The sequence below is a fragment of the Desulforapulum autotrophicum HRM2 genome (genome assembly GCF_000020365.1).
GTDB lineage: Bacteria > Desulfobacterota > Desulfobacteria > Desulfobacterales > Desulfobacteraceae > Desulforapulum > Desulforapulum autotrophicum.
In genome coordinates this window covers 3,750,028-3,775,607 of the sequence record NC_012108.1, presented here as the reverse complement: position 1 = coordinate 3,775,607, position 25,580 = coordinate 3,750,028, and the positions used below count along the sequence as shown (strand labels likewise).

At 52.9% G+C, this 25,580-nt stretch carries 17 protein-coding genes; 10 read left to right on the top strand and 7 right to left on the bottom strand.

All coding sequences use genetic code 11. The features are described from left to right. Nucleotide 1: 1 nt before the first annotated feature. Nucleotides 2-532 (bottom strand): ribosome biogenesis factor YjgA, encoded by a 531-nt coding sequence (gene yjgA / locus HRM2_RS16450; protein WP_015905169.1) that lies wholly within the window; start codon nt 530-532, stop codon nt 2-4. A 202-nt stretch (nt 533-734) separates the two neighbouring features. Here yjgA and HRM2_RS16445 point away from each other — a divergent pair, with 202 nt between their 5' ends. The 5 genes from HRM2_RS16445 to argA are packed head-to-tail and all read left to right on the top strand — an operon-like array spanning nt 735 to nt 5,784. Then, the gene (locus HRM2_RS16445; RefSeq protein WP_015905168.1) at nt 735-1,598 is read left to right on the top strand and encodes a TRAP transporter TatT component family protein; all 864 of its coding nucleotides are present in this window, start codon (nt 735-737) and stop codon (nt 1,596-1,598) included. Between the two features lie 42 nt (nt 1,599-1,640). Further along, a complete protein-coding gene (locus tag HRM2_RS16440; protein ID WP_015905167.1) occupies nt 1,641-2,639 on the top strand; it encodes a TRAP transporter substrate-binding protein in 999 nt (332 codons plus the stop codon). A gap of 49 nt (nt 2,640-2,688) precedes the next feature. After that, nucleotides 2,689-3,132: a TRAP transporter small permease gene (locus HRM2_RS16435; protein WP_187149268.1), complete on the top strand. Its 444-nt coding sequence runs from the start codon at nt 2,689-2,691 to the stop codon at nt 3,130-3,132. Beyond that, entirely contained in the window at nt 3,129-4,406 is a 1,278-nt protein-coding gene (locus HRM2_RS16430; protein ID WP_015905165.1) for a TRAP transporter large permease, read from the top strand. The genes HRM2_RS16435 and HRM2_RS16430 overlap by 4 nt, the downstream gene beginning before the upstream one ends. A gap of 10 nt (nt 4,407-4,416) precedes the next feature. Then, nucleotides 4,417-5,784, top strand: coding sequence for an amino-acid N-acetyltransferase (argA, locus tag HRM2_RS16425; protein WP_015905164.1), 1,368 nt, complete (start codon nt 4,417-4,419; stop codon nt 5,782-5,784). A 260-nt stretch (nt 5,785-6,044) separates the two neighbouring features. Here argA and HRM2_RS16420 read toward each other — a convergent pair whose 3' ends face one another. Continuing rightward, the gene (locus HRM2_RS16420) at nt 6,045-6,704 is read right to left on the bottom strand and encodes a transposase (RefSeq protein WP_015905163.1); all 660 of its coding nucleotides are present in this window, start codon (nt 6,702-6,704) and stop codon (nt 6,045-6,047) included. 496 nt (nt 6,705-7,200) lie between these two features. Here HRM2_RS16420 and HRM2_RS16415 point away from each other — a divergent pair, with 496 nt between their 5' ends. After that, a complete protein-coding gene (locus HRM2_RS16415; protein WP_041273328.1) occupies nt 7,201-7,608 on the top strand; it encodes a GNAT family N-acetyltransferase in 408 nt (135 codons plus the stop codon). Here HRM2_RS16415 and HRM2_RS25425 read toward each other — a convergent pair. The 5 genes from HRM2_RS25425 to HRM2_RS25420 all read right to left on the bottom strand — a co-directional run bounded on the left by HRM2_RS25425 (nt 7,529) and on the right by HRM2_RS25420 (nt 21,624). Continuing rightward, a complete protein-coding gene (locus HRM2_RS25425; protein ID WP_015905161.1) occupies nt 7,529-15,187 on the bottom strand; it encodes a type I polyketide synthase in 7,659 nt (2,552 codons plus the stop codon). The genes HRM2_RS16415 and HRM2_RS25425 overlap by 80 nt on opposite strands. A gap of 98 nt (nt 15,188-15,285) precedes the next feature. After that, nucleotides 15,286-16,929 (bottom strand): PfaD family polyunsaturated fatty acid/polyketide biosynthesis protein, encoded by a 1,644-nt coding sequence (locus HRM2_RS16405; RefSeq protein ID WP_015905160.1) that lies wholly within the window; start codon nt 16,927-16,929, stop codon nt 15,286-15,288. Between the two features lie 78 nt (nt 16,930-17,007). Continuing rightward, nucleotides 17,008-17,895, bottom strand: coding sequence for a site-specific tyrosine recombinase XerD (gene xerD / locus HRM2_RS16400; protein ID WP_015905159.1), 888 nt, complete (start codon nt 17,893-17,895; stop codon nt 17,008-17,010). Further along, nucleotides 17,896-19,011 carry an aminopeptidase P family protein gene (locus HRM2_RS16395; RefSeq protein ID WP_015905158.1) on the bottom strand — a complete coding sequence of 372 codons (1,116 nt, stop codon included), beginning with the start codon at nt 19,009-19,011 and terminating at the stop codon, nt 17,896-17,898. It abuts the gene before it with no gap. A 72-nt stretch (nt 19,012-19,083) separates the two neighbouring features. After that, nucleotides 19,084-21,624, bottom strand: a complete 2,541-nt coding sequence (locus HRM2_RS25420; protein WP_015905157.1) for an SUMF1/EgtB/PvdO family nonheme iron enzyme — start codon at nt 21,622-21,624, stop codon at nt 19,084-19,086. Nucleotides 21,625-21,782: 158 nt separating this feature from the next. Here HRM2_RS25420 and HRM2_RS16380 point away from each other — a divergent pair, with 158 nt between their 5' ends. Genes HRM2_RS16380 through mqnE form a run of 4 tightly spaced genes read left to right on the top strand, consistent with a single transcriptional unit; the run spans nt 21,783 to nt 25,577 of the window. Continuing rightward, complete coding sequence (locus HRM2_RS16380; RefSeq protein WP_232364054.1) at nt 21,783-22,547, top strand: ParA family protein; 765 nt, start codon at nt 21,783-21,785, stop codon at nt 22,545-22,547. A 13-nt stretch (nt 22,548-22,560) separates the two neighbouring features. After that, the gene (locus HRM2_RS16375) at nt 22,561-22,965 is read left to right on the top strand and encodes a hypothetical protein (RefSeq protein ID WP_015905155.1); all 405 of its coding nucleotides are present in this window, start codon (nt 22,561-22,563) and stop codon (nt 22,963-22,965) included. Further along, entirely contained in the window at nt 22,962-24,470 is a 1,509-nt protein-coding gene (locus HRM2_RS16370; RefSeq protein ID WP_015905154.1) for a GumC domain-containing protein, read from the top strand. The genes HRM2_RS16375 and HRM2_RS16370 overlap by 4 nt, the downstream gene beginning before the upstream one ends. After that, nucleotides 24,471-25,577: an aminofutalosine synthase MqnE gene (gene mqnE / locus HRM2_RS16365; protein WP_041273327.1), complete on the top strand. Its 1,107-nt coding sequence runs from the start codon at nt 24,471-24,473 to the stop codon at nt 25,575-25,577. Nucleotides 25,578-25,580 lie beyond the last annotated feature (3 nt).

The following is a 25,580-nucleotide window of genomic DNA, read 5'->3' as shown; positions in this document are numbered from 1 at the left end:
GCTAATTGACTCCGGACTCCATGGTTTCCCTGATATATTTAAACAGGAGACGGTATGATTTTGGCTGTTTTTTTGCGGTAATTTCCGAGGTTGCATTCCTGATAAGCTGTCGCAGTCTCTGGCGGTCGACCTGGGGATGGCTGTCCACAAAGGCTTCCAAGTGAGAGGCATCCCCGGTCATGAGATCATCCCGGATCTTTTCCATGGTTTTGAATTTTGAAATGGCAACGCTTCGGGCCAAGGAGAGTCGGTCAATGGCCATAACAATGGTTTCAGGATCAATGGTTCGCATGATGGAACCGATATATTGAAGCTGCCTGCGCATGGCCCCATGGCGGGTGATGGTCTTTGCAAATATCACCTCTTTTCTCAGGGTCTCGGGGATATCCATTGTCCTGATCTGTTCAAGGGAGAGAGCGATGAGTTGCTCCCCGAGTCGCTGAAGGGCTTCCACCTCGAGTTTGGCCTTGGTTCGGCTTTGTCGCTCGTTGTCCTGGTTCTGTATGCTCCGCTCTTTTCTGTCCCGGCCCATCTGTCTATACCGTCCTTTAAGGTCGATGTTTTGTTAAAACGCTCAACACTACAGGAGAAACAAAGAAAATACAAGCCGCATTCCCTTATCATTTTAAATGATCCAGGTGATTTCCTCTATTTCGCCGTGGAATTGTGTAAAATTTTTGTTTAGTCGGTCTTTTAAGTTGACTGGAATCCCAACCATGGGTATGACTGCTACCATGAAACGTTTTTTGATCCATTCTGGACCTTTTCTGGTGGTCATCCTGCTTTTTTTCATGGGCCTTGCCGCCGGATGCACAAGTGTTACGGGAAATCTTGCCGCAAGCCTCGCTGATGCCATTGGCCGGAATAACGACCTTGAGACAATCAGGGAAGGAGGGCCGGCCTATCTCATCATGGTGGATGCCTTTGTCCTGGATGATCCGTCAAACCCGAAACTCCTTGCATCGGCGGCAAAGCTGTATTCAACCTATTCCGATGTTTTTGTGCCGGACGGGGAAAGGGCCCTTCGCCTTACGGACAAGTCCCTTGACTATGGGTTAAGGGCCGCCTGCGAAAAAGACAGAACGCTTTGCGGTCTTGACCTGATGGATTTTAAAATCTTTGAAACCACAATTAATGCTGCGAACCTTTCCGATATCGATATCCTTTATACCCTTGGTGTCTCCTGGGCCGGGTGGATACGAGCCAGGAGCGGCAGTATGAAAGCCCTCGCCCAGATTCCAAAGATCGAGAAGCTCATGGAGCGGGTGGTCTTTCTTGACGAAGGGTATCAGGATGGTGCGGCCCATCTTTACCTTGGCTCCCTTGCCATGGTCCTGCCCCCGGTCCTTGGTGGAAGACCCGAGGTCAGCCGGGCCCATTTTGAACGGGGCGTTTTACTGGCCGGAACAAAAAACCTCATGGCCCGGGTGCTCTATGCTAAAAACTATGCAAGGCCCATGTTTGACAGAAAGCTCCACGACCGGTTGCTCAATGGGGTGCTGTCCCAGCCCGTTGAACCAGGTGGGGACACCCTGGTGAATGCCCTTGCCAGGCAGGAGGCAGAAAAACTGTTAGCGTCTGGTCAGGATTATTTCTGATATTCCCCAAGGATTCTTGTTGAAAATGGAGAAAGCCCAACTATGATTTATAGAACAGCCCTTGTGATCGTATTGTTCCTCACCCTCCTTGGTGCTATCCCTGCCCATGCCACGGTGTTTAAAATCGCAACCCTTGCGCCGGAAGGATCCTTTGAGGTGGTGCAGATGCAGGCAGCCGCCGCAGAGATCGCCACAGCCACCCAGGGACGGGTGGGGTTTAAATTTTTTCCCGGCGGAGTCATGGGCAACGACCAGGGGGTACTGAGAAAGATTCGCATCAACCAACTCCAGGGGGGGGCGGTTTCCTCAGGGAGCCTGTCGACCTACTACCCGGACAGCCAGGTGTACAGTCTTCCCTGTGTGTTCCGATCGTTTGAGGAGGTCGATTATGTGAGGAAACAGATGGATGACATCCTTATCAAGGGATATGACGAAGCCGGGTTTGTCGTGTTCGGCCTTGCCGAAGGCGGATTTGCCCGTATCATGTCCAACACACCCATTACAACGGTTGCCGATCTTCAGCAGCGAAAGGTGTGGATACCTGAAAACGATGCCGCAGCCCTTGAGGCGGTCAAGGCTTTTGACGTCAGCCCCATCACCCTTTCCCTGGCCGATGTCAGGACAGGACTCCAAACCGGGCTTCTGGATACCGTTGCCATTCCGCCCTCCTATGCCATTCTCCTGCATTGGCACACCCAGGTGCATTTTGTTACTGATATTCCCCTGATCTATACCAATGGTCTGCTTGCCATTGAAAAACGGGCCTTTTCAAAGCTTGAGCCGGGTGACAGGGAGATCGTCAGGTCTGGGATGGTCGAGGCCTTTGCCCGGATCGACCGCCACAACCGCGAACAGAATATTGAAGCCACAGAGGTTTTAAAGGAGATGGGACTTACCTTTGTGGTTCCCGATGCTGTTTCCCTTGATACCTGGCTTAAGCGATCCCAGGGTGTGCCCCAGCGACTGGTCGATAAGGGGGTCCTTTCCCGGCAAATTGTAGACACCCTTAACCGTCACCTTTCGGCGTTCCGGACAAAATAGGACCATGGGCGTTTCCCGTATCATAAAGGTGCTGCATTGGTTGGAGGATATGTTGCTCGTTCTCCTTGTGTTTACCATGATGCTCATGGCTGTTCTCCAGATCGTTCTTCGAAACACCACGGGATCCGGCATTGTATGGGGAGACACTCTTGTGAGAATTCTCGTTCTCTGGACCGGGCTTGTGGGTGCCATGGTCGCCACAAGGCAGAACAATCATATCAATATGGATGTTGTGACCCGTTATCTTTCAGCGGGTGGGGCCAGGGTCGTAAATGCTATCACCCTGATGTTTGCCTCCCTGGTCTGTTTTGTAACGGCCTGGTACAGCCTTGCTTTTGTGCGCATGGAGTATGCGTTCTCCACGCCTGCTTTTGCCAATGTCCCCACTTGGGCCTGCCAGACGATTATTCCCGTGGCATTTCTGATCATGGCGCTTCGCTGCCTGGGGCTTGGCATCCGTTCGTTTACCTTTGATCCGAAATCCCCGTTGTGACGAACCTGATCCCCATTGCCATAATAACCCTGCTTGCCGTTTTTGGGGCCCCTCTTTTTGCGGTGATCCTGGCTGCTGCCTGTGCAGGATTTTATTTTACCGGCATCGATCTTTCAGCCATTGCCATTGAGCTTTACAGGCTCACCGACACCCCTGTCATGTCTGCTTTGCCCCTTTTCACCGTTGCAGGCTATCTCTTGGGGGAGAGCAACACCTCAAAACGGCTGGTACGGCTGTCCAGCGCCTTTCTCGGGTGGATGCCCGGCGGCCTTGCCGTTGTGAGCTTTGTCACCTGTGCCCTTTTTACTGCCTTTACGGGCGCTTCCGGAGTGACCATCGTGGCCGTGGGTGCGCTGTTGCTGCCGGCCTTGACCCGGGCCCGATACAGTGAGAAATTCAGCCTGGGCCTTGTCACCACCTCGGGCAGCCTCGGGCTTTTGCTGCCGCCGTCCCTGCCCCTGATTCTCTATGGCATTGTTGCCCAGCAGATGGGATCAAACGTTGAGATCGAGGACCTTTTTCTGGCGGGCATCCTTCCTGCCCTTTTGATGATCGTCCTGCTTTCCCTATGGAGCGTCTGGGCAACCCGGGACAGGGTGGTTCCCCTGCAGTCGTTTTCCTGGAAAGAGGCCCTCGCTGCCATCAAGGCCGCTGCCTGGGAGATCCCCCTGCCCATCTTCCTTGTTGCCGGCATTTACGGCGGGTTCTTTGCCGTTTCAGAGGCGGCGGCCGTTGTGGCCCTTTATGTGATCATTGTCGAGGTTTTTGTCTACAGGGAGATTCCCATTGCCCGGCTGCCCGGTATCCTCAAGGATGCCATGGTCATGGTGGGTGGAATACTCCTGATTCTCGGGGTCAGCCTTGCCTTTACCAATTTTCTGGTGGATGCAGGGGTGCCCACTGGCCTGTTTACCCTTATCCAGGGCCACATTGCAGGTAAATTTACCTTCCTGATTCTTCTGAACCTCATCCTGCTTGCCCTTGGTGCCATTCTTGACATCTTTTCCGCCATCGTGATCATGGTGCCGCTGCTCTTGCCCATTGCCGAAAGCTATGGTATTAACCCGGTCCACCTTGGCATCATTTTTCTTGCCAATATGCAGATCGGTTACTTTACGCCACCGGTGGGCATGAACCTGTTCATCGCCTCGTACCGGTTTGAAAAACCTGTGACTGAGATTTATGCCTCGGCCCTGCCGTTCATGTTTGTCATGATTCTGGCATTGTTGATTATCACCTATGTTCCGGCATTGAGCCTTCTCTTTCTTTCCTAGGAAACCTGTTATGCACAAGCAAAAAAAAGAGGTTGTTGCAGGGGTAAGCGGTATCAGAGAGGTGTTTAACTACATCCGTCGTTACAGGCAAAAGACCTTTGTACTTAAGATTGAGGACAGCCTGCTCGATTCTACCCTGTTTCCCCTGCTCATGAAGGATATCATCCAGCTCCACGACGTTGGCATCAACATTGTCATTGTCCCTGGCATCCGTCATACCATTGAGCAGAAGCTTGATCAGGCAGGCATTCGGACCCGGTTTGTGGACGGGGTCCGCATCACCCCTGTATCGGCCCTTCCCCTGGTGAAGCTTGCCGCAATGGAGGTTGCTGAAACCATTATTTCCCAACTTGGCGCAGGTGGGGCCAACGGCATCATGGGCACCTGGATCCGGGCACGCTCACTTGGCGTGAGCCAGGGGATAGATTTTGAGTTTACCGGTCGTATTGAAAAGATCCGGTCGGACATTGTAGTGAAGCTCATGGAAGAAAATTTTATTCCTGTGCTGTACAATGTCGGTTTTAATTCCACGGGTAAGAGCTACAACGTCAACTCCAATGAAATAACCTGTTGCCTGTGCCGGGACCTGGACGTGATCAAACTTTTTTTCATCGGACAGGATGAGGGCATTCGTGTTGAGAATCTAACCTTTCCAGGCGAAATAGTACCCAATGCAAACGGTATTTTTTCCAACCTGGATTTATCCCAGGTGGATTATATCCTTGAACACAATACAGACCAGTTGACCTACCACTACCGGGAATACCTGGAAAATGCCCTTGAGGTCACCCGGCCCCAGAACGGAGTGAATCGGGTCCACATTATTTCCGGCACCCGGGAGGGGTCGTTGCTCACCGAGGTGTTCTCAAGCACGGGGCTTGGCACCATGGTTTACCGCAACGATTATGCCTATATTCGGATGGCCACCCCCGAGGATGTTCCGGAAATCCTGCTGCTCATGGAAGACTACGTGAAACAGGGGAACCTGGTGCTGCGCTCTGAATCTGAAATCAATGACAGGATCAACGATTACTATATATACGAGGTGGATCGGGCCATTTACGGCTGCGGTGCCCTTTATCCCCAGGATAACAATCAGGGGGAGATTGGCGCCATTGCTGTTAACCCTTCGTACAAGTGCAAGGGGGTCGGCAAAAAGATCATGCGTTACCTCATTGGGCTTGGACAAAAACGCGGGATGAACCGGCTGTTCCTGTTAACGACCCAGACTTCAGACTGGTTCTATGGGTTTGGCTTCTATCCGGGAACCCCGTCATCCCTTCCCCTGGGTCGAAAGGTCAGATACAACAACGAGAGAAATTCCCGGGTGCTGCTGCTTGATCTTGTGTCTCGTTCACAGGACACAACTCCAGGGTAAATCCTTCCATCTGGTAGAGAATCAGGCCGTCCACCCGGGGATCTGGGGACACCTTACTTTGGGGATCTGGGAGGATCTGGAGGATCTGGGGACACCTTACTTGGAGGATCTGGGGACACCTTACTTAATTTTTGGAGGATCTGGGGACACCTTACGAGGATCTGGGGACACCTTACTTAATTCTATAGGGGATCTGGGGACACCTTACTTAATTCTATAAAAAATATAGTGGTTGCCGTGCAAAAAAAAGAGAATTATATCTATTCTTTCTTCGGCCCAGGTTTTTGCGGCTTGAGTTTTCGATCCAAAAGTAATTCCATTTTTATTACAAAGGAATCCTCTCCTAAAGGTCGTCCTGTTCGTTCATGTTTTTGAAATAATTCTATTTGCGATTTTTCCACATCCAAACTCAAAAAAACTTCCCAGGGTGTTTTCACAATTTCAAGCAATGGCTTAGTCATTACAAGAATATCATCTTTGCCTTTCATATGTGCGCCAGCACTACTCCACCGCCAATTTTCAGGCTTTTCTACCAAACCGGCCCGGACCGGATTCAACTCCACATATTTCGTGCATGCCAATAAATATCTCTCCTCCATAATAAAAGAAGAAAATCTTCCTTGCCATAAATGGCCACGCCACTTTTCGCGAAAATTAATCCGTCGGGTGTAGCGCCTGTGGGCTTCACCAACGGCTTTGTTCAAGCCATCCTTTGTTGCTGGAACCATTATCAAATGGACGTGATTAGGCATGAGACAGTAAGCCCAGGTTTGTACCTCAAACTTGGCACACCACTCAGACATCACCGTCAGATAATTTTGGTAATCTTCATTGTTGAAAAATGTTTGCTGGCGCCTGTTTCCCCTTTGTATTACATGGTGGGGAATTCCCGGCGCGATAGCTCTCGCCATTCGTGCCATGATAAGACATCCTGATTTTAAAAATTTGAAAGATAGGATTTGTCCAGAGTCGATATATTTAAATATAATACCACAAAATTTCCGAAAAAAAAATAAACATTCGGACATCTCGGAGGCAGCATATTTAATAAACATTCCGGGGGACATTCCGGGAACACCATACTTATCTAAAACAAAAAGAACTGAGCCTGAACCGGTTCAATCCTTTTTTTTTATGGGACCAAAATACTCAATAACTCAAATGGATAACGTTCTGGCACTTACGCATAATTAAGTAAGGTGTTTCCAGATCTATACCCAGATCTATATAATTAAGTAAGGTGTCCCCAGATCTACAGATCTACTAATTAAGTAAGGTGTCCCCAGATCTACCAGATCTAATACAGATCTATATAATTAAGTAAGGTGTCCCCAGATCTAACCAGATCTACCCAGATCTACACCCAGATCTCCCCCAGATCTCCAGATCTCCAGATCTTCCTGCTTGGAAGACTACGTGAAACAGGGGAACCTGGTGCTGCGCTCTGAATCTGAGATCAATGACAGGATCAACGATTACTATATCTACGAGGTGGATCGGGCCATTTACGGCTGCGGTGCCCTTTATCCCCAGGATAACAACCAGGGGGAGATTGGCGCCATTGCTGTTAACCCCTCGTACAAGTGCAAGGGGGTCGGCAAAAAGATCATGCGTTACCTCATTGGGCTTGGACAAAAACGCGGGATGAACCGGTTGTTCCTGTTAACGACCCAGACTTCAGACTGGTTCTATGGGTTTGGCTTCTATCCGGGAACCCCGTCATCCCTTCCCCCGGGTCGAAAGGTCAGATATAACAACGAGAGGAATTCCCGGGTGCTGCTGCTTGATCTTGTGTCCCGTTCACAGGACACAACTCCAGGGTAAATCCTTCCATCTGGTAGATGATCAGGCCGTCCACCCGGAGGATACCATCGGCCGTCACCGTAGGGTTTTCTCCGTCTGTGACCGACCGGATGTGGGCTTCGACGCTGATGCGACGGTTGTCCGGGGTGATCTGCCCCCGGTAGGTCCATTTGTGATCCTGGCCCGTTGGAATCATTTCATGGGTTTCCGAGGAAAAGTTCCACCGCTCTTTTGCATAGGCTGCCATGATTTGTAAAAAGGATTCAATGCCCAGGGAACCCGGGCAGACCGGGTCCTGGTAAAAATGGGCCTTGAAGAACCATTCATCGGGATCCACCTCTTTGGTTGCCCGGACATACCCGTTGCCGAAAAGACCACCGTCCAGGGTGAGAACATCAATTCTGTCGATCATCCTCAGGGCCTTTGAGGGCAGTCCCGTGGGGATAGAAGCATTGTCGTCTCCGGGTGTCAGGGGAGCGTCATCGGTAAAATCAATGCAGACCGCATTTCTGAGTTCCGATTTCGACGGCGCTCGGTCAAGGGGGGTTGTCTTGATTCCGGTCTGGTTGGACAGGGACTCTTTTGTGAAAAAACCAAAGCTGGTCGTACCCGTGTACAGGGGTGCTCCGTTGTTGAGTACCTCCATGTCAAACTCCTGAATAATCAGGCCGCCGGCCTCGGAAACGTTGGTCATTCGGGACCGCATGGTCAGGGTTCCCATATCCTGGGTGACGGGGCGTACAAGGGTTGCCTGTCCGCCAAGATTCCTGAAGTAGAGGCGCTTGTCGCTTTTAAGGGCCGAACCGATATAGGCGGCAAGCCATCCACAGGGCTGGAGGGCAATTTCCAGAAGGATGCTGAAGGGAAGGGCATGGCTTCTTGCAGCCTTGAAATACCAGGCGTCCGGGGGCAGGTCAAACTCAGCCTTGATCCATCCGCCCGGGGTCATTTCCCACTGGATGGCGTCGGTTGAGACAACCCTGTCCATGAAGAAATAGGGGGGCCTTGGAAGGCGTGCGATTTCCCGTTCATTGTCAAATATCGCATAGGGTTCGCCAAAGGCCATGGACGGCTTGCCCTCTGCAAAGGCAAGTATCTGCTCCCGGGAGAAGCGCACCGGTTGTTTTTTTTTTTCGGGTTTGAATTTTGCCATGAGTGACGGATCCATAACCGCCTCAAACCCGGTAATATCTGCTATTACCCTGCCTGTGTCGTCAACAAAGGTGAAGTCGCCTTTAATGGCGTGGGTTGTCTGTTCTTTGACGCAAAGGGTGATGGTGACATCGCCTGTTGAATCGGCAAAGGGTCCATAGACCCTGAGACTTGCAAAACGGGACGGCAGGCAGGCATTGCCGGTCTGCCCGTGGCTCCAGATGATGGCGGCCTGGAAGGCTGAATCAAGCAGCAGGGGATCCATGGTCCAGGTGGCCGCATGGGGCTGTTTTATCCAGATAGCGGGTGCTTGTGCCCGTGATGCTGAAATCTTAATCCCGTTGGTGCCCGTTGCCAGGATGGCCTTGATTCCCCTGAGTCGATCCTGGTGAAAGAGAATGGTGTCGTAGGCCTCTTCAACACAAAGCGTGGAGGGGGCAAGTCCCATGGGATCTGCGGGGGGGGCAGCCGGCCCCTGGGGAAGGGTATCTGCCAGCAGGGTCACCCCCCTGGCGTGGAGGCCGGCCTCCGAGCAAAGCTCTGTTTCAACCCTGAAAAGATCGTTGTCCGGCATGCACCTGCCCGTGTTGATGGTTATCCGGGTTGTGGCGTTGCCCGGCTTTATCCCCTTGAGCACCCCCATGTCATCAATACCGGCAAAGATCAGGCCGGGATTGGCGTGGCGGGCACCATGGGCATACCACTCGACCATCAGGGCAAAGGGAACAACGGGTTGGCCTGCGATGCGATGGTTATTGAGGATGGGAAACAGCGACGTGCTGACCTCGGTTTCATAGGCCCTGGTGAGGGGCTTTCCGGGTTTGTGTTCAGGCGGTACTGGTGCGGGTAAATGGCCGCCAATGACAACCTCTACCGGTCCGCTGGATACCATCTCCTGGACAAGTTTTGCTGCCCCGGCTTTCAGGGGGATGAGATTCATGCCCTGTTTTTGAAATTTTTGCCGTAAAAGCGGGGTGACCATTCCTCCCGCCCAGGGGCCCCAGTTCATGGAGAGTACCTTACACGTCTGAAAGCGCCGTGCCAGGTCCTGGGCCGTTTTGTTGAGTACCTCGTTGGCCATGGCATAGTCCACCTGGCCGGGGTTGCCCGTGCGGGCCGCAATGGATGAGAATAAAACCAGGTGGGTGAGACGGTGGGGATCAACGGCCGCCAAAAGATTCTTAAGCCCCTGAACCTTGGTGTCAAAAACCTTAGAGAACTGCTGCTCTTCCTTGTCAAGGATGAAGCGGTCTTCAAGAACACCTGCACCATGGACAAGGCCGGTGACAGCTCCAAATTGCTTCTCAATCTTTTTCAGACACTGGGCGACCTGGGGGGCATCCAGGATATCCACCGACAGGTAAGAGACCCTGGCATGGGTTGCCCTGATTCGCTTAAGGGTGTTGGTGATTTCCCGGTTGGAGACGATTTTTCGGTAACGGGTGTCAAGGTCCCGGGGGGAAGGGCGTTTGCCTGTGAATTCATTTTCAAGCAAGGCCCGTTTGATATCTGCCTCTTCTTCAAGGCTGGTTAACCATAGAGGTTCATCCCAGGGCTCCGGGGATCTTCCCAGCAGAACAATGGTTGGCTGGTGACGGTCGGCCAGGGCCAGGGCGCATTCGGCCGTCACCCCCCTGGCTCCTCCTGAAATGACAAAAACGTCGTCCGGGTTGATTGTGGCTGTTCCGGGTGCCACTTCGGCTGTAACAAGTTCCGGGATGTTGCAAAGGTTGTCTCGGATGCCCATTTCCACAGGACCATGGATCATGGTCAGACTTGAAATGGCATCCATGGCGGTGTTGTCTGGTACAGGTTCAGGGGCAAGGTCAAGGCTTCGACACAAGACCTCCGGCCATTCAAGGGCGGCTGTTTTGGCAAGGCCTGCAAGGCCGCCCTGGAGGGGATCGGTAATGGGACCATCGTCAAATCCAAAACCGCCGCCAAGGAACGACACCGTGGTGAAAAAAGCCGCCTGTTTCCTGGCCGATGCCAAGAGGTCCGGGCCGCTCTTCTTTGCCAGGAGAAAGGCTGACTTGAGGAAGTCCTGGCCAGCATGGTCCGAGTCGTAGACAATTACAAGGCCTGCCATGGCGGGCAGATCGCTGTTCAATCCCAGGGCCATGGAGATGATTTTAGACTTGATGCCTGCCCGTTTAAAGGATTTGGCCAGGGCTGTTGAAAAATCAGTCGCCCTGCCTGCGATGTACACGGTTTTATCGGCACCGATGTTGAGCTTTGAGCCATTGTGGAACCTTACCTGGTCCATGGGCAGCTGTTTGAGTTTGACGGTCTGGCGCATCAGTCCGGTATGGCTGCTATTCACACTACTGCTGCTGACCTTATTGTTGTTGGCCTGGTTTTTACCGGTGATACGGGTACCGGTATTAACAGGATCTGCAACTATGGTGGTGGTTTGATGATTTTCGACCGGCCTGGCTGACTGGAGCGTTTTGTTGTTGGCATTCACAGGTGCTGTTGCCGGGGGGGCGTTGCCGTCGATGTGGGCGGCAATGTCGGCAAGGGTTCTCAACTCTGCCATCTTTTCCGAAGAAAAAGTGGCGGCATGGGGCAGTTCTTTTTCAAGTCTTGATAGAATTTCAACCCGTTTGATGGAATCAATGCCAAGATCTGACTCCAGGTCCATTTCAGGCTCGAGCATTTCCCCTGGAAAGCCCGTGAGTTCACCGATCACCTTTACAAGGGCGGCCATGACCGACGTGTCCTGTGATGGGCTGTTCTCAATGGTCGGAACGGCTTCCGGGCCGGTATTGTCCGATGGGTCCACTGCCATGGCTGCAAGAATATCTCCAAGGGTCTTTAACGTACCCATGTCTTCAGGGGAGATCTGGAAGGTATGGGGTAGCTCTTTTTCCAGTTCGCTTACGATCTCCACCCGTTTGATGGAATCAATCCCAAGGTCTGATTCAATGTCCATGTCAAGGGAGAGCATTTCCTGGGGAAATCCGGTAAGGCGGCTCACCGTTGCCATGATGGCCTCGGTGGCCTGGCTTGTTCCCGTGGTTGCCTGTGTTGCCGGGGCAGTTGCAGGCGTGTCGGGTAATGATACGGGTTGAGTCTTGGCTGGGTGACCCCCTGTTAAAGGCCTGGGGTCAGTTTCTGGTGCCAATTCATGGTTTAAATGCCGGGGTGCACTTTCAGCCACCGGTTCATGGACCACCGGCCTGGGGGCGTATGAAGGGCCTGCCTGGACAGCAGGTTTGACGGGCATGGGGGCTGCTGGTGCAATCGGGTTGTCGGATCTGGTTTCGCTGAACAGGCGTGTCTGTTCCATCATTTTCTGGAGGGTCTGGCTGGCAATGGCCTGGGTCTCGAGGAACTTTTCATGGGTCCGGGCTGTCTGGGACTGGAGGGCCTCCATGGATTCAAGCCCTCGAAGGATAAGTTCCATGGCACCGACGGGTCGGGTCGGGTTTGCCGAAATCGGGTTTTGGGGAGGTTGAACGGGGTGGATTGAAGACGGCATGGCAGCTCCTCTGGGCGTTTCTCCAGGGGCCGAAGCGGTCCCTGGGGTTTCATCTGTTTGGGCGGGTGTTAACCGGTCGTTTTTGTCGACCATCGGCACCGTTGTCATGGGTTCTGACGGGGGCAGGTTGCATCCTGGCTTGGGCCGGATGTTGGCCCCGGTAAGGGTTATTCGCATAATTTTTTTCCTGGGTTCTTCCGTATCATCTTCCCAGGCGGTGAGTTTCACGGGAAGACCCTTTGCGCCAAGTTCGCACACCACCCGGGCAAGGTCTTCCACGCCGGATCGCCTTCCGTTAGAGCTGTCAAGGGCCATGGCTGTAAACGATTTACCCTTGAGTATGGATTGAGTAAGGCCCGTCAGTACGCTCTTGGGGCCGACCTCGACAAAGGTGGTGGCGTTGTCGGTAAACATGGCTTCAATGCTGTCGACAAAGTTGACAGGGTTAAGGAGCTGATTGCCGAGGAGGGCGGTTGCCTTTTTGGCATCTTTTGGGTAGGGATTAGCTGTGGTGTTGGAAAAAACGGTTGTTGTTGATGGGGTCAGGCTGAATCCGCTGAGGCGATCTTTGAACGGCCGGGCGGCATTTTCCACAAGAGGGCTGTGAAAGGCCGCTGCCACAGGGATTTCAACGGCCCTGATTTTCTTTTCCCTGCAACGCTTAAGTGCCCTTTTGATTTCGTCGGTGCGTCCCGAAAGAACTCCCTGGTCGTGGCTGTTGCGGTTGGCAAGGACAAGGTCTAAATTCTCCTCGTTGATAAATGCCTCGATTTCAGGCAGGGTGGCCTTGATGGCCAGCATACTTCCCCGCTCTCCCTGCTCTCCTGGAGATTGAGCCATGTAACGTCCCCTTGCGCAGGCAAGGGTGAAAAGTGTGGCCTTGTCCATCCATCCGGCGCAGTAAAGGGCCGGCAGTTCGCCAAAGCTGTGACCGCAGGTGAGATCCGGAAGGATGTTGAATCGACCCAGAACGGCGGCCATGGCAAGGCTTACCCCGCCAAGGGCGGGCTGTGCCACATCTGTCGTTCTTAGCATCTCTTCGCTGGTCTTCTTGTCCTGGCGGTGGAGGGGAGGGGGGAAGATGTAGTCGCACAGGGGCTCTTTTTTTTCACCCCACTCGGCGGTAAAGTGATCACCGGCATCGGCAAGGGCCTTGAGTCCTTCGGGAAAGGCTGAGATAAGATCCTTGCCCATTCCCGTGTACTGGCTGCCCTGGCCGGGAAATAAAAAGGCCAGTCTCCCCTTGTTCTGTCCCGACCCGAAATAGATGTTCTCTTTTGCCCAGGCGTTATCCTGTTCGGTCTGGATCAGGTCAATGGCCCTTTGGACTGTTTCGGCGGCGTTATCGTTTCGGGTGATGAGGATCAAAAGCCTTGCATTGTCGCTGTTTGAGAATGCGCCTCTTGTCTTGAACGCAAGCCATGCCGTTGCCTGTGACCGTTCGGCCTCATCCCCCTGGGCTGACCGGGCAAGGTCTTTGCTGAATTCAAGGAGCTGGGGGGTGAGCCCTTCCCGGGTTGGGGCTGAGAAAGCTGCTATCTGAACCGTTCCGTCCCAGGAAACCCGGGATTTATCAGGTTCATTTTCCTCCAGAACCGCATGGAAGTTGCTGCCCCCGAATCCAAAGGCGCTTACCCCGGATCTTCTCGGCGTACCCTGTTGGGAAACCCATGGTTTTGCAACGGCGTTAAGGTAAAACGGGGTGTCGTTGATTTCAAGCTCGGGATCGGGTTCCTCGGCCTTGAGGGTCGGTGGCAGGACCTTGTGGTAGAGGCAGAGCGCTGATTTGATGATGCCAGCGGCCCCGGCTGCGGCCTTTGAGTGACCGATCATGGATTTTACCGACCCCACGGCACAGCTGGTGGTCTTGTTGGTCTCCCTTGCAAAGGCTTTAAGGGCTGTGAATTCGATCTTGTCACCCACCCGGGTACCGGTTCCGTGGGCTTCGATGAGGCCGACCGTGGCCGGGTCCACCCCGGAGATATCGTAGGCCGCATGGAGAGCCCTGAGCTGACCTGCGGCGTTCGGGGCATAGATGCCGCCGGACTTGCCGTCGCTTGAGGTGCCCATACCCCGGATGACCGCATAGATCCGGTCCTTGTCCCTTCGGGCATCGTCAAGGCGCTTGAGGACAATCATGCCGACACCCTCTCCGAGCACGGTTCCGTCGGCATCCTTGGAAAAGGGTTTGGCGTCCCCGGAATGGGAGAGAACCCCGGTCTTTGCAAAGCACATGTTCATGAAAATGTCGTTCAGGGCATCCACGCCGCCGGTGATGGACATGTCGCATCGTCCGGAGATAAGCTCGAGCATGGCCGTGTTCATGGCCGAGAGCGAGCTTGCACAGGCGGCATCCACCACAGAGTTGGTGCCACCCAGGTCCAGGCGGTTGGCGATTCTGCCTGCGACCACGTTACCAAGAAGGCCGGGAAACGAGTTCTCCTGCCACTCGGCATACTGTCCTGAGATTCTCTCCACGACTTCGGCGGCTTTCTGGTCAGGAATACCAGAGTCTTTTAAGGCCCTTTTCCAGATGGGGTGGCCAAGTCTTGCCCCAAGGGGGATAACAAGCTCCTGGGTGCCGGTAACTCCGAGGATAACGTTGGTCCGAAGTCGGTCAAAGGACCCTGGTGTGCCATAGCCTGCGTCTCCAAGGGCCATTTCAGCCACAATTAATGCCAGAAGCTGAGCCGTGTCGGTTGCATCAAGGTTATTGGGGGGAAGCCCGAACCGTGCCGGGTCAAATGCGACCTCAGGTAGGAACCCTCCCCTGGAACAGTAGGTGCGATCCTTTGAAGCGGGGTCTTCGTCAAAATAATCGTTCAAAGACCAGTGGCTTGCTTGAGGAACCTCTGTGATTGCATCCTCCCCGTTGAGCAGCAGACGCCAGTATTCCTTGAGTCCGTTGGCCTTTGGGAAAATACATCCCATCCCTATTATTGCCACAGCGTTCTTGTTTTGCAATTTATCCCCCGAATGACGTTTTAAATGAATAAAATTAGTCACACCCTACTATAGGGTTATTTTTTTTTACAGACAGGGGAATGGGTTTGACAAAAGTTTTACATGGAGATCATTTCCAGGAGCTGTTCCCGGGGTATGGGGGTGAATTTTTCGATTTTTGAATCAAGACTTGCTCCCTGATTTCTGAGCCAGCCAGCCCGGGTCAAAACGGCCGCTCCCACAAGCAGGTTCAGGGCCACGTCAACCACCCTGCGATTCTCAGGCGGCTCAAGAAAGCTTCCCTTTACCCACTGGTTAAAGGCGCCCATGGCTGGTCCACACCAGATTTGAAAGTCCATCAGCCGGTTCATCTCACCCGTGGTGGCCCAGCGCGATGACTGGCCAAGATAGGATCTGAACACCAGGGACATCTTATGCTTTGGGTCATTTTCGGCCCGTACCACCTCTTTGATGTTTCTGGTGAGAAAAAAGGTTCGGGTTTGTTGCCAGGTTTCCTCAAAGCTTGCCAGGAGAAATTTGGTTTCGATTTCCCTTTGCTGGGCCAGGGGAATAGCCTCGAAGGCGTCGTATGTCTTGTAGAGCCTGTAGAGCTTTTCCGCCCGGAGAGGAAACATGGTACCCCGCTTTAACACCTGAACCCTGGCTCCCAGTTCAAACATGTCGGCAGCAGGCGCCATGGCCACATCTGCCTGTTCGGTCCGGGCAAGGAGTTGTTTGACGCCATCCGAGGTGGCAGCCTCGATGCAGGACTGGTTGATGGATCCGGAGAGTACATAGGCGGCCCCCATGTGAAAGGCAGCAGCTGTTGCTGCAGGGGTGGCAATCCCCCCTGCAAGTCCCACGCAAAGGGGGGAATCATAGGTGAAGCCTTCGTTGAACTCGTCCCTGAGGGCGAGCATGATCGGCAGCAGGGCAAGGGCCGGGCGGTTATCCGTGTGGCCCCCTGAGTCGGCTTCGGCCGTCAAATCCTGGGCCATGGGAATCGACTGGGAGAGCTTGGCTTCCTGGTCTGTGATAAGACCCCTGTTCAGAAGATCGGCCACAAGTTTTTCCGGGGGCGGTGAGAAGAACTGCCTTGCCACCTCGATTCTTGACACCTTTGCAATCACAAGGTTGGGGGTGACGATGGTTCCGTTTTCGTCCCGGTGGATGCCCTTGATTCGATAGTAGGCAAGGGCCGGAGTGATGCGCATGAAGGCTGCGGCAGAGACGCGTGTGACGCCGAGCCTGAGGTAGAGGTTGACAACGGACATTTCAAGTTCAGGGTCTCCTGGAGAGTGAATCAGGTTCGAGCCAAAGGGGCGGTCGCCGATTCGCTGTTTCAATGCCACCAAGGCTGCCTCCACCTGCTCGACACTGAGACCGCCTGCACCAAAAAAACCGATCATCCCGTTTTCGGCCATGGCAGCCACCATCTCAACCGAGGTGATGCCGTTGGCCATGGCGCCTGCGACATAGGGATACCGGATTCCATGCCTTGCCTTGAAGCCTGCGTCTCCCAGATTTTCCAGGGGCAGGGCAGGGGCATAGGCCCGGAGGGGATAGGGGGTTGTCTCGTCTTTCAGGTCCCTTCCCACAAGGGCCGAACCGGTGTTTGCTGCGGCCGTTTCCTGCTCCAGATCCACCAGATAGACGGGGTGTGAAAGCCTCATCAGGCTCTGTTTGATGCTGTCAACGCCCTTTTCGGGCAGGGTGTTCGCCGGTTGCCAGAACCCCTGGTGCATGTTTTTTTTTATTGTCATTTAGTCCCTGTTCCTTTTTATCTCACCTGGTAAAAATGATGCACCCTACCATGAAAGGGGGACTGGAATCAATTTCCCTTATCCCCTGGGATGGTATTTTTTATGCATGTCAACCAGGTACTGCCTTGACACATGGGTGTAAATCTGGGTAGAGGCAATGTCTGCGTGGCCAAGCATGGTCTGGACGCTTCTCAGGTCTGCACCACCCTCGAGCAGGTGGGTGGCAAATGAGTGGCGCAGGGTGTGGGGGGAAACCTTTATTGAGATGCCCGCCCCAAGTGCATATTTTTTCAAAAGCTTCCAGAATCCCTGGCGGGTCATGGGGTTACCAGCCCTTGCAACAAAGAGATAACGGCTTGCATTCTTTTTGAGCATCCAGGGTCGTCCCCATTCCAGCCATTCCATGGTGCGCTGCCTGGCATGGGATCCAAAGGGGACGATTCTTTCCCTTGAACCCTTGCCAAAGAGTCTGACAAAACAGGCCACAAGATCCACCTGTTCCGTTTTTAGACCGACAAGCTCTGAAACCCTCAGCCCAGCACCATAGAGGATCTCAAGCATGGCTGCATTGCGAAGGCCCCTGTGGGTGGTTCGGTCCGGCATTTCCAGGAGGGCCGTGACCTGATCCTGGGAAAGGAACCGGGGCAGACGGGTTCCTGCCTTGGGAATGTCAATCAGTCTCAACGGGTTTGACCGGGTCAGGTTTTCCAGAGCCAAAAAGCGATAAAACCCGCGTACGGCAATGAGGTGTCTGGCCCGTGACCGCGGTGAGAGGCCTTTTGCCTCCAGGTGGACAAGCCAGGCAAGGATCACCACGGTGTCAACCTGGTCAAGGGCTGAAATCTGGTTGGTTTCAAGGAAATCAGCAAAGGTTGCAAGATCCATGGCATAGGATGTCAGGCTGTTCTGGGCAAGCCCCCGTTCAAGGGTCAGGTGTGCCATGTATCGGTCAATCAGACGGTCCATTTATAGCCTGAAATCCCTGTAGTCCATGGTATTCAATACCTCTGCACCGGTGTCGGTTACAACCACCATATTTTCCAGACGGATCCCCCCCCACTGGGGGAGATAGATGCCTGGCTCCACGGTTATAACCATGCCGGGTTCAAGGATCGCGGAACTCAGTCTTGATACCCTGGGTTCTTCGTGGATGGCAAGCCCTACTCCATGGCCCAGGCTGTGACCAAAGGTGCCATTGTATGCAGTGGCGTCTATGTAGTCCCGGGCGACTTTATCTATATCGCTTGCCGCAACATGGGGGGCGATGGCGGTTATGGCCCGTTCCTGGGCCTGGAACAGGATGTCGTAAATTTCCTTAAACCGGGTGTCTGGTTCTCCAATCACCAGGGTTCGAGTGGTGTCGCTGCAATACCCGTCAAGTTTGGCCCCAAAATCAAAGAGCAGGGGTTCCCCTTCTTTAAACTGCCGGTCACTTGGAATTGCATGGGCAAGGGCGCTGTTGGGTCCGGATGCTGCGATCACGGGAAAAGAAAGGCCGTCAGCCCCCATTTCCCGCATGGTTTTTTCAAGGAGCCAGGCCGCCTCCCTTTCGGTCATGCCCGTATGGATATGGGTTCGGAATTTGAGAAAGGCCTTTTCAGCCAGGGTCAGGGCTGCCCTGATTCTCATGAGCTCTTCGGGGTCCTTGCGGGTTCTAAAAGAGCTGAGCAGGTCGTCTGCCTGGGTGAATTCAATGTCAAGATCCTGATCTTTTTTGATTTCTTCACAGAACTTCTGATGCAGCCTGTAGGTCAGTCTTGACTCTTCAATGCCGACCCGATGGGCATTGACGGATTTTAACAGCCCTGGTAGTTCCTTGGTCAGGCTCTCCTTGCAGCAGTGTATGGTGAACTGGCTGGCTTCATCCCTGGCCTGGGTGTCATACCGTGAATCCGTTGCAAGGATAAGATCGTTCTGGGTAATGATGAGTAGTCCCGCTGTTTCATCGTAGCTTCCATCCTCTCCGGTGTAGCCGCTCAAATAGCGTCTGTTTTCATCAGACAGAACCACAATTGTGTCAAAAAGAGCAGCAAAGTCTTGCCTGAGGCGGTGGATTCGTTGTGTGATCATATGTTCTTTCAATGGGTCTCCTAATTGTATTTTGAGTTTGTTTTTTTGCCGGACACGGGCAAACACTCGCGTCTGCTGTAACGGTTATAAGCGTTTTTCCGATATGCATCTGAAACCGATGGTATTGGATGTGAAATTGGGCCGGAACAGGGAACGGGAGGTGACGGTCAGGTTCGGCTTTGCTGTCCATCCGCCGCCCTTTGCAATGTTGAAGGTCACAGGTTCCCCCGTACCTGTTTCCATGGTCTCCTGGTCCGTCACCCATTCCATGGCATTTCCGAGGAGGTCGGCTATCGTGAATTCATTGGCATAGGCGTCACAGCTGTCAACGGGGATGGTGTCTGCCACTGAGTTTTGTTCGATGTTGCAGGCATTGGTCGTCCACTGGTTACCCCAGGGGTAGCGCAACCCCAAGTCCGTTCCGGCTGCGGCCTCCCATTCAGCCTCAGAGGGGAGACGACGACCTATCCAGGCGGCAAATGCCGCGGCATCATCAAGACTCACCTGGACCACGGGATGGTTGCGCTTGCCGTGGAGGGAACTTTCCGGGCCGTGGGGCTGGTACCAGTATGCCCCTCGGGTGATGACGCTGCCTGTATTTTTTTTCCACAGGGCCGACCCCTTGCCTGTTTTGAATCTTCCCTGGAACACAATACCGGTGCCTTTTTTTTCAGCCGTTGTGACATAACCCGTATGTTCGACAAAAACCTCAAACAGGGCGTTGGTCACTGGATATCTTGCAATAAAGGCTTCGGGCATTTCAATCCGCCGGCACTCCTGGCCCGTGGGGGAATTGGCGTCGGCGCCTAGGGTATAGACTCCTGCAGGGATTGTGGCATAGGCGTTGTATTTTTTATCCCGCTCTGCAAGGGCATTGTCAAACTGTTCTGCCAGAATCTTGTTTTGTTTGAACGCTTCCAGGGCTTCAATTTCCTGTTCATCCAGCTGCTGGATTTCTTCGTCCTGGTCAAGCTCAATGGTTTCCAGGTCATCCTCAACAGTCTGGATCTCCTGGTCCTGGTCAAGCTCGATGGTTTCCAGGTCATCCTCAACGGCCTGGATCTCCTGGTCCTGGTCAAGTTCGATGGTTTCCAGGTCATCCTCAACGGCCTGGATCTCCTGGTCCTGGTCAAGTTCAATGGTTTCCAGGTCATCCTCAACGGCCTGGATCTCCTGGTCCGGGTCAAGTTCGACGGTTTCCAGGTCATCCTCAACGGCCTGGATCTCCTGGTCCGGGTCAAGTTCGACGGTTTCCAGGTCATCCTCAACGGTCTGGATCTCCTGGTCCGGGTCAAGCTCGACGGTTTCCAGGTCATCCTCAACGGTCTGGAACTCCTGGTCCGGGTCAAGTTCGACGGTTTCCAGGTCATCCTCAACGGTCTGGATCTCCTGGTCCGGGTCAAGCTCGACGGTTTCCAGGTCATCCTCAACGGCCTGGAACTCCTGGTCCGGGTCAAGTTCGACGGTTTCCAGGTCATCCTCAACGGTCTGGATCTCCTGGTCCTGGTCAAGTTCGACGGTTTCCAGGTCATCCTCAACGGTCTGGATCTCCTGGTCCGGGTCAAGCTCGATGGTTTCCAGGTCATCCTCAACGGTCTGGATCTCCTGATCCTGGTCAAGTTCGACGGTTTCCAGGTCATCCTCAACGGTCTGGATCTCCTGGTCCGGGTCAAGCTCGACGGTTTCCAGGTCATCCTCAACGGTCTGGAACTCCTGGTCCGGGTCAAGTTCGACGGTTTCCAGGTCATCCTCAACGGTCTGGATCTCCTGGTCCGGGTCAAGCTCGACGGTTTCCAGGTCATCCTCAACGGCCTGGAACTCCTGGTCCGGGTCAAGTTCGACGGTTTCCAGGTCATCCTCAACGGTCTGGATCTCCTGGTCCTGGTCAAGTTCGACGGTTTCCAGGTCATCCTCAACGGTCTGGATCTCCTGGTCCGGGTCAAGCTCGATGGTTTCCAGGTCATCCTCAACGGTCTGGATCTCCTGATCCTGGTCAAGCTCGATGGTTTCCAGGTCATCCTCAACGGTCTGGAGCTCCTGGTCCTGGTCAAGTTCGACGGTTTCCAGGTCATCCTCAACCGTTTCAAAGGAATCAAATCCCTGGGCTATTTTTTCGAGCATTTTTTTTATCGTTTCGATGATATCGGGGAGAGGCGTGTCATCCCCGGTTTCTTTCTCCATATCGGCCAGAAATGTTGTGATGGTCTTTAAAATATCCACAACCTGGTTAAGGTCCATGTCCCTTGTTTTAACTGCACTGGAGAATGAGTTGAGCAGATCGTTTTTGGCCTCATCTGTCATGTCAAATACGTTGTCGGGGGTAAGCGTAATTTTTTCCGGGTTTTGATTCTCGGGTGAAAGGCTTTTCAGATCGCTGTTTATGGATGACTTGATGCTTGAAAAATTTCTGTGTTTTTTCTGTATGCGATTGATGTCATTACCCGTTTCCCAGACGTCCGGGATCAAATCGTCCATGGCAATGGCAGTAAGATCAGATAGCGACGCCTCATCGGTGTATCTGTTGCGTATGGCGGAGATAACACGAAACTTTATGGAGTTTCTGTTGTAATTTAAGCTGTTTATCGCAGTGTCAATTCCAGAAAATGATATGGACCCGGTTCCCAAAGAGGCAGCCTCCTGATGAATGGTTGTTGTCGGGGCTTATTATGGATGAAAACAGCCTTGCTTTCAACCGGGTATTTTCCTGCAACCGGGTATTTCTCTGTTTTTTTTATTCTTTTGTGGGATTGAAAAAAATAACGGTTGTGGTAATGTGTCTAGCCATGGGTACAATCATTACAATAGCCGGTCAAAGGGGTAGAAATGGCAGAAGTGTTACAGCTGTTAATCTGTCTGCCTCCCTGGCCCTTCTTGAAAAAAAAACGTTGCTTGTGGATTGTGATCCCCAGGCCTGTTCAACCCGGATGGCAGGGGTTGATTTGTCTTTGATGACCTGTGATTTGAGTTCTGTTCTGGTCGGAAAGGTCAGCCTTCAAGAGGCTGTCTTAAAAACCCAGCTGCGGTTCATGGATGTTATTCCTTCAAGCCTGTCTCTTTTCCACGCAGCAACCCGGCTTTCCAGGAACGTCGGCAATGAAAGAATCCTGAGGATATTCCTCAGGGAGTTAAGGGATGAATACGATTACATTATCATTGATCCCCCCGCCTCCTACAGCTTCTTAACGGTAATGGCCATGGCGGCAGCTGACTGGCTTGTCCTGCCGTTTCACTGTACACCTGAGGCCATTGGAGATCTTCGATTGCTTCTCCAGATGGTGAACCATGTCAAGGATAATTTTCAGCAGCACCTGAAGATCGCAGGTGTCTTTTTTACCCAATGTTGTTCAAGGGGAGAAATTGACCACTTCCTGGAAGAAAAGGATCTAAAGGGTGTTGAAAAAATCGTTTATAACAGCTTTGTTCCACAGGATAATGCCGTTGAAATAGCTGCTCAACGTGGTAAGCCGGTTGCACTCCATGATATTGAAAGTCCAGGTGCAGAGGCCTATCTTGATGTTGCAAACGAATTGATTTCATTCTTTAACTGACGGGATGACAGCGATGAAGATAACCAATCCAGAGACCATCAAAGCCAGCGAGCGAGAATTCATTGATAATATTAATGCAGAGCTTGACTGGGAAGCCATTGAGGCCCTGCTGCTTGAAAAGCATAATTTTACCCTTGAAGAGGATGTGGACTATAAAAAGGGCGACCTTGTTGTGTTCAACGACCAGATAGCCTATAAGTTTGATTTTCACATTAAGGTCCCCCTTTCGGTCGTATTCGGACGGGACGGCAGCTGTCTTGATATCTCTACCGCAGGGTTTACTGATAAATCGCCAGAACCTGTGGCCCCGGTGGAAAACGCCATGTTGCACAACGACAGCACTGGGGGCAACCATGCTTCAGGCATGGCTTCGACCATTGCCGATCTGATTTCAGATATTAACCAGGAAGACAAATGATGGGTGAGCAATCCTCCCCTGGAAATGGACATGATCCCCCTTTGGTAAGAAAGACCCTTGACGAGGTCCTTGCAAAGGAAATCACATCGTTGCTGGACATTGATTCCACAACGGCCCTGGAGGCTTATAACCTGACTACCCTTGCCTGTATTGTCGTTGCCGTTGACAGGGAAAGGGAGATTGTTGATTTTTCCGATTCCCCGCCCGAACGTTACACCCGTCCTTCTTTTATTGCAGACCTTTTCGAGATGGGCATTAATTCCAAGGACGAACTTGACCATGACCTGACCGCTGTAATTGACATGGGCTACCTGAGCATCAACACGGCCGGGACTCTCCAGGCAGAAGCCTCTGCCTGTACCATGGTCAGTCTTTTAAACACCATGTTTCCGGGAATGCAGGGCATGAACCTTGTTGCCTTTGTCATGCAGATGAACGATGAGGTGGTGTCAGGTCGAAAATCCCTTGAGATGGCAAAACAGAGCCTTTCCCAGACCTTGAAATCCAGGGGGCTTGCCATAAATAGGGAAAAGGCCGAGGCCGCAGTTCGGTCCGTCCAGACTCCTGGTGGTGGAATCAATAAATCTTCAGTTTTGCCGGCCTCACCTGTCAACAGGGCGGTTTCCAGCCAACTTAAGGAAAATGCGTCAAAACGGATCGCAAGCCTCAGGAGCAGGCGGTTGTCGTCCAAACCGGCAGTTTATTCCAGTATCGGTCATGATTCTGAGCGGTCAACAGTCAAGGATGTTTTTGACAAGGAACCTTCAGAGGCAGCCATTGCGGCAGAACAGGAACGGCAAAGGGCAGAACAAACGACCCGGGAATTTGCTGAAATTCAAACCCGGCTCAGGGAAGCTGAAGAACGTTCCCGGCAACTGGAGGCCCGGGAAAAGGATTTGAAACAGGCTGAAGATGCGGCCCGGGACGTGGAACAACGGATACAAAAACGTGTGGCGGATGAGGCCGCTGCCATGGCGGAAAAGGAAGCTGAGCTCCAGGCCAGGGCAGACGAGATCAAGGCTGCCGAACAACGGATACGCCTTGAAAAAGAGGCCATGGAAAAGGCTGTTCTTGACAGGCAACGTGATGGGGCACAAAAACCAGAATCGGAACCAGAACCGGAACCGGACCTGGTAGATGAGGCGGACCTTGCCTCCCGAATAGCAGCCTTTGAGGCCGAGCTTGCCATGCCCTGTCCCATTTGCCTTGATGGAAAGATTGTGTCTGAGACAACGTCCAAGAATAAGACATATTATACCTGCTCCAACCGAGCGTGTCGGTTTGTGAGCTGGGAGAAACCCTACCATTTTGAATGTCCATTGTGTAAAAACCCTTTTTTGACTGAATTTACAACCCCTTCAGGGGACAAGGGCCTCAAATGTCCGAGGGCCAGCTGCACCTATTCCCAGAACAACCTTCTGGATCCCAGACAGAACCAGGCGGCCGAGGCCAGGCCAGTAAAGAAAAAAAAGAAACTTGTGAGGAGGGTAAAGAGGAGATTGTGAGTGAAACTCGAATTTGCCGATAAACGGCTTGACGCCATTGGCGCAAAAATTGAAAACAATACCCGCCTTTCAAAAGAAGACGGGCTTGTTCTTTTTGAAACCCTGGATTTAAACGGTGTGGGTATGCTTGCCGGCAGGGTCCGGCAACAGCGCCACGGTAATGTTGCCTTCTATGTTTACAACCAGCACTTGAACTATACCAACGTGTGCAAGAACCGATGCCGGTTCTGTGCATATGCCGTGGATCGGGAGGATCAAGGGGCCTATACCTGGTCCATGGACGAGATAGAACAACGGATCAATGATCGCATTGCAGAGCCGGTGAATGAACTGCACATTGTGGGCGGGCTGAATCCGGCCCTTGATTTTGACTATTTCATCAATCTGTTGAAAACGGTCAAGCGTTTGAGGCCACTTGCAAAGATCAAGGCGTTTACCTGTGTGGAAATAGATTACCTTTCTGGCCTTTCTGGTCTTTCAATTGACGATACTGTTGGAGCGCTCAAGGCGGCGGGGCTTGACATGATGCCCGGCGGTGGTGCCGAGGTGATGAGCGACCGGGTAAGGGATGAGCTGTTTCCCAAGAAGATTGATTCAAAACGGTGGTTGGAAATCATGGAGGCGGTCCATAAAAACGGCCTCACCTCCAACGCCACAATGCTCTATGGCCATATTGAAACCATGGAAGAGCGGGTGGATCACCTCCTTGCCCTGAGGGCGCTTCAGGACAGAACCCATGGGTTCTCGGCCTACATTCCCCTGGCCTTTCACTCGAAAAATACAAAGCTTTCCCATCTGCCGTCGACAACCGCCGTGGATGACCTGAAGAGCATTGCCGTTGCAAGGCTTTTGCTCGACAATTTTGACCATATCAAGGCCTACTGGGTCATGATCGGTGAAAAACTCGCCCAGGTGGCCCTCTCCTATGGCGCCGACGATCTGGACGGCACCATTATTGAAGAGCGAATTACCCACACGGCCGGTGCCCGCTCGGCCAAGGGACTTTCAAGGGAAGAGATGGAAAGAATGATTCGTTCCGCAGGTTTTGTCCCGGTTGAAAGGGATTCGTTCTACAGACCTGTCAATGAAGGACCCACAATTCCATGATAA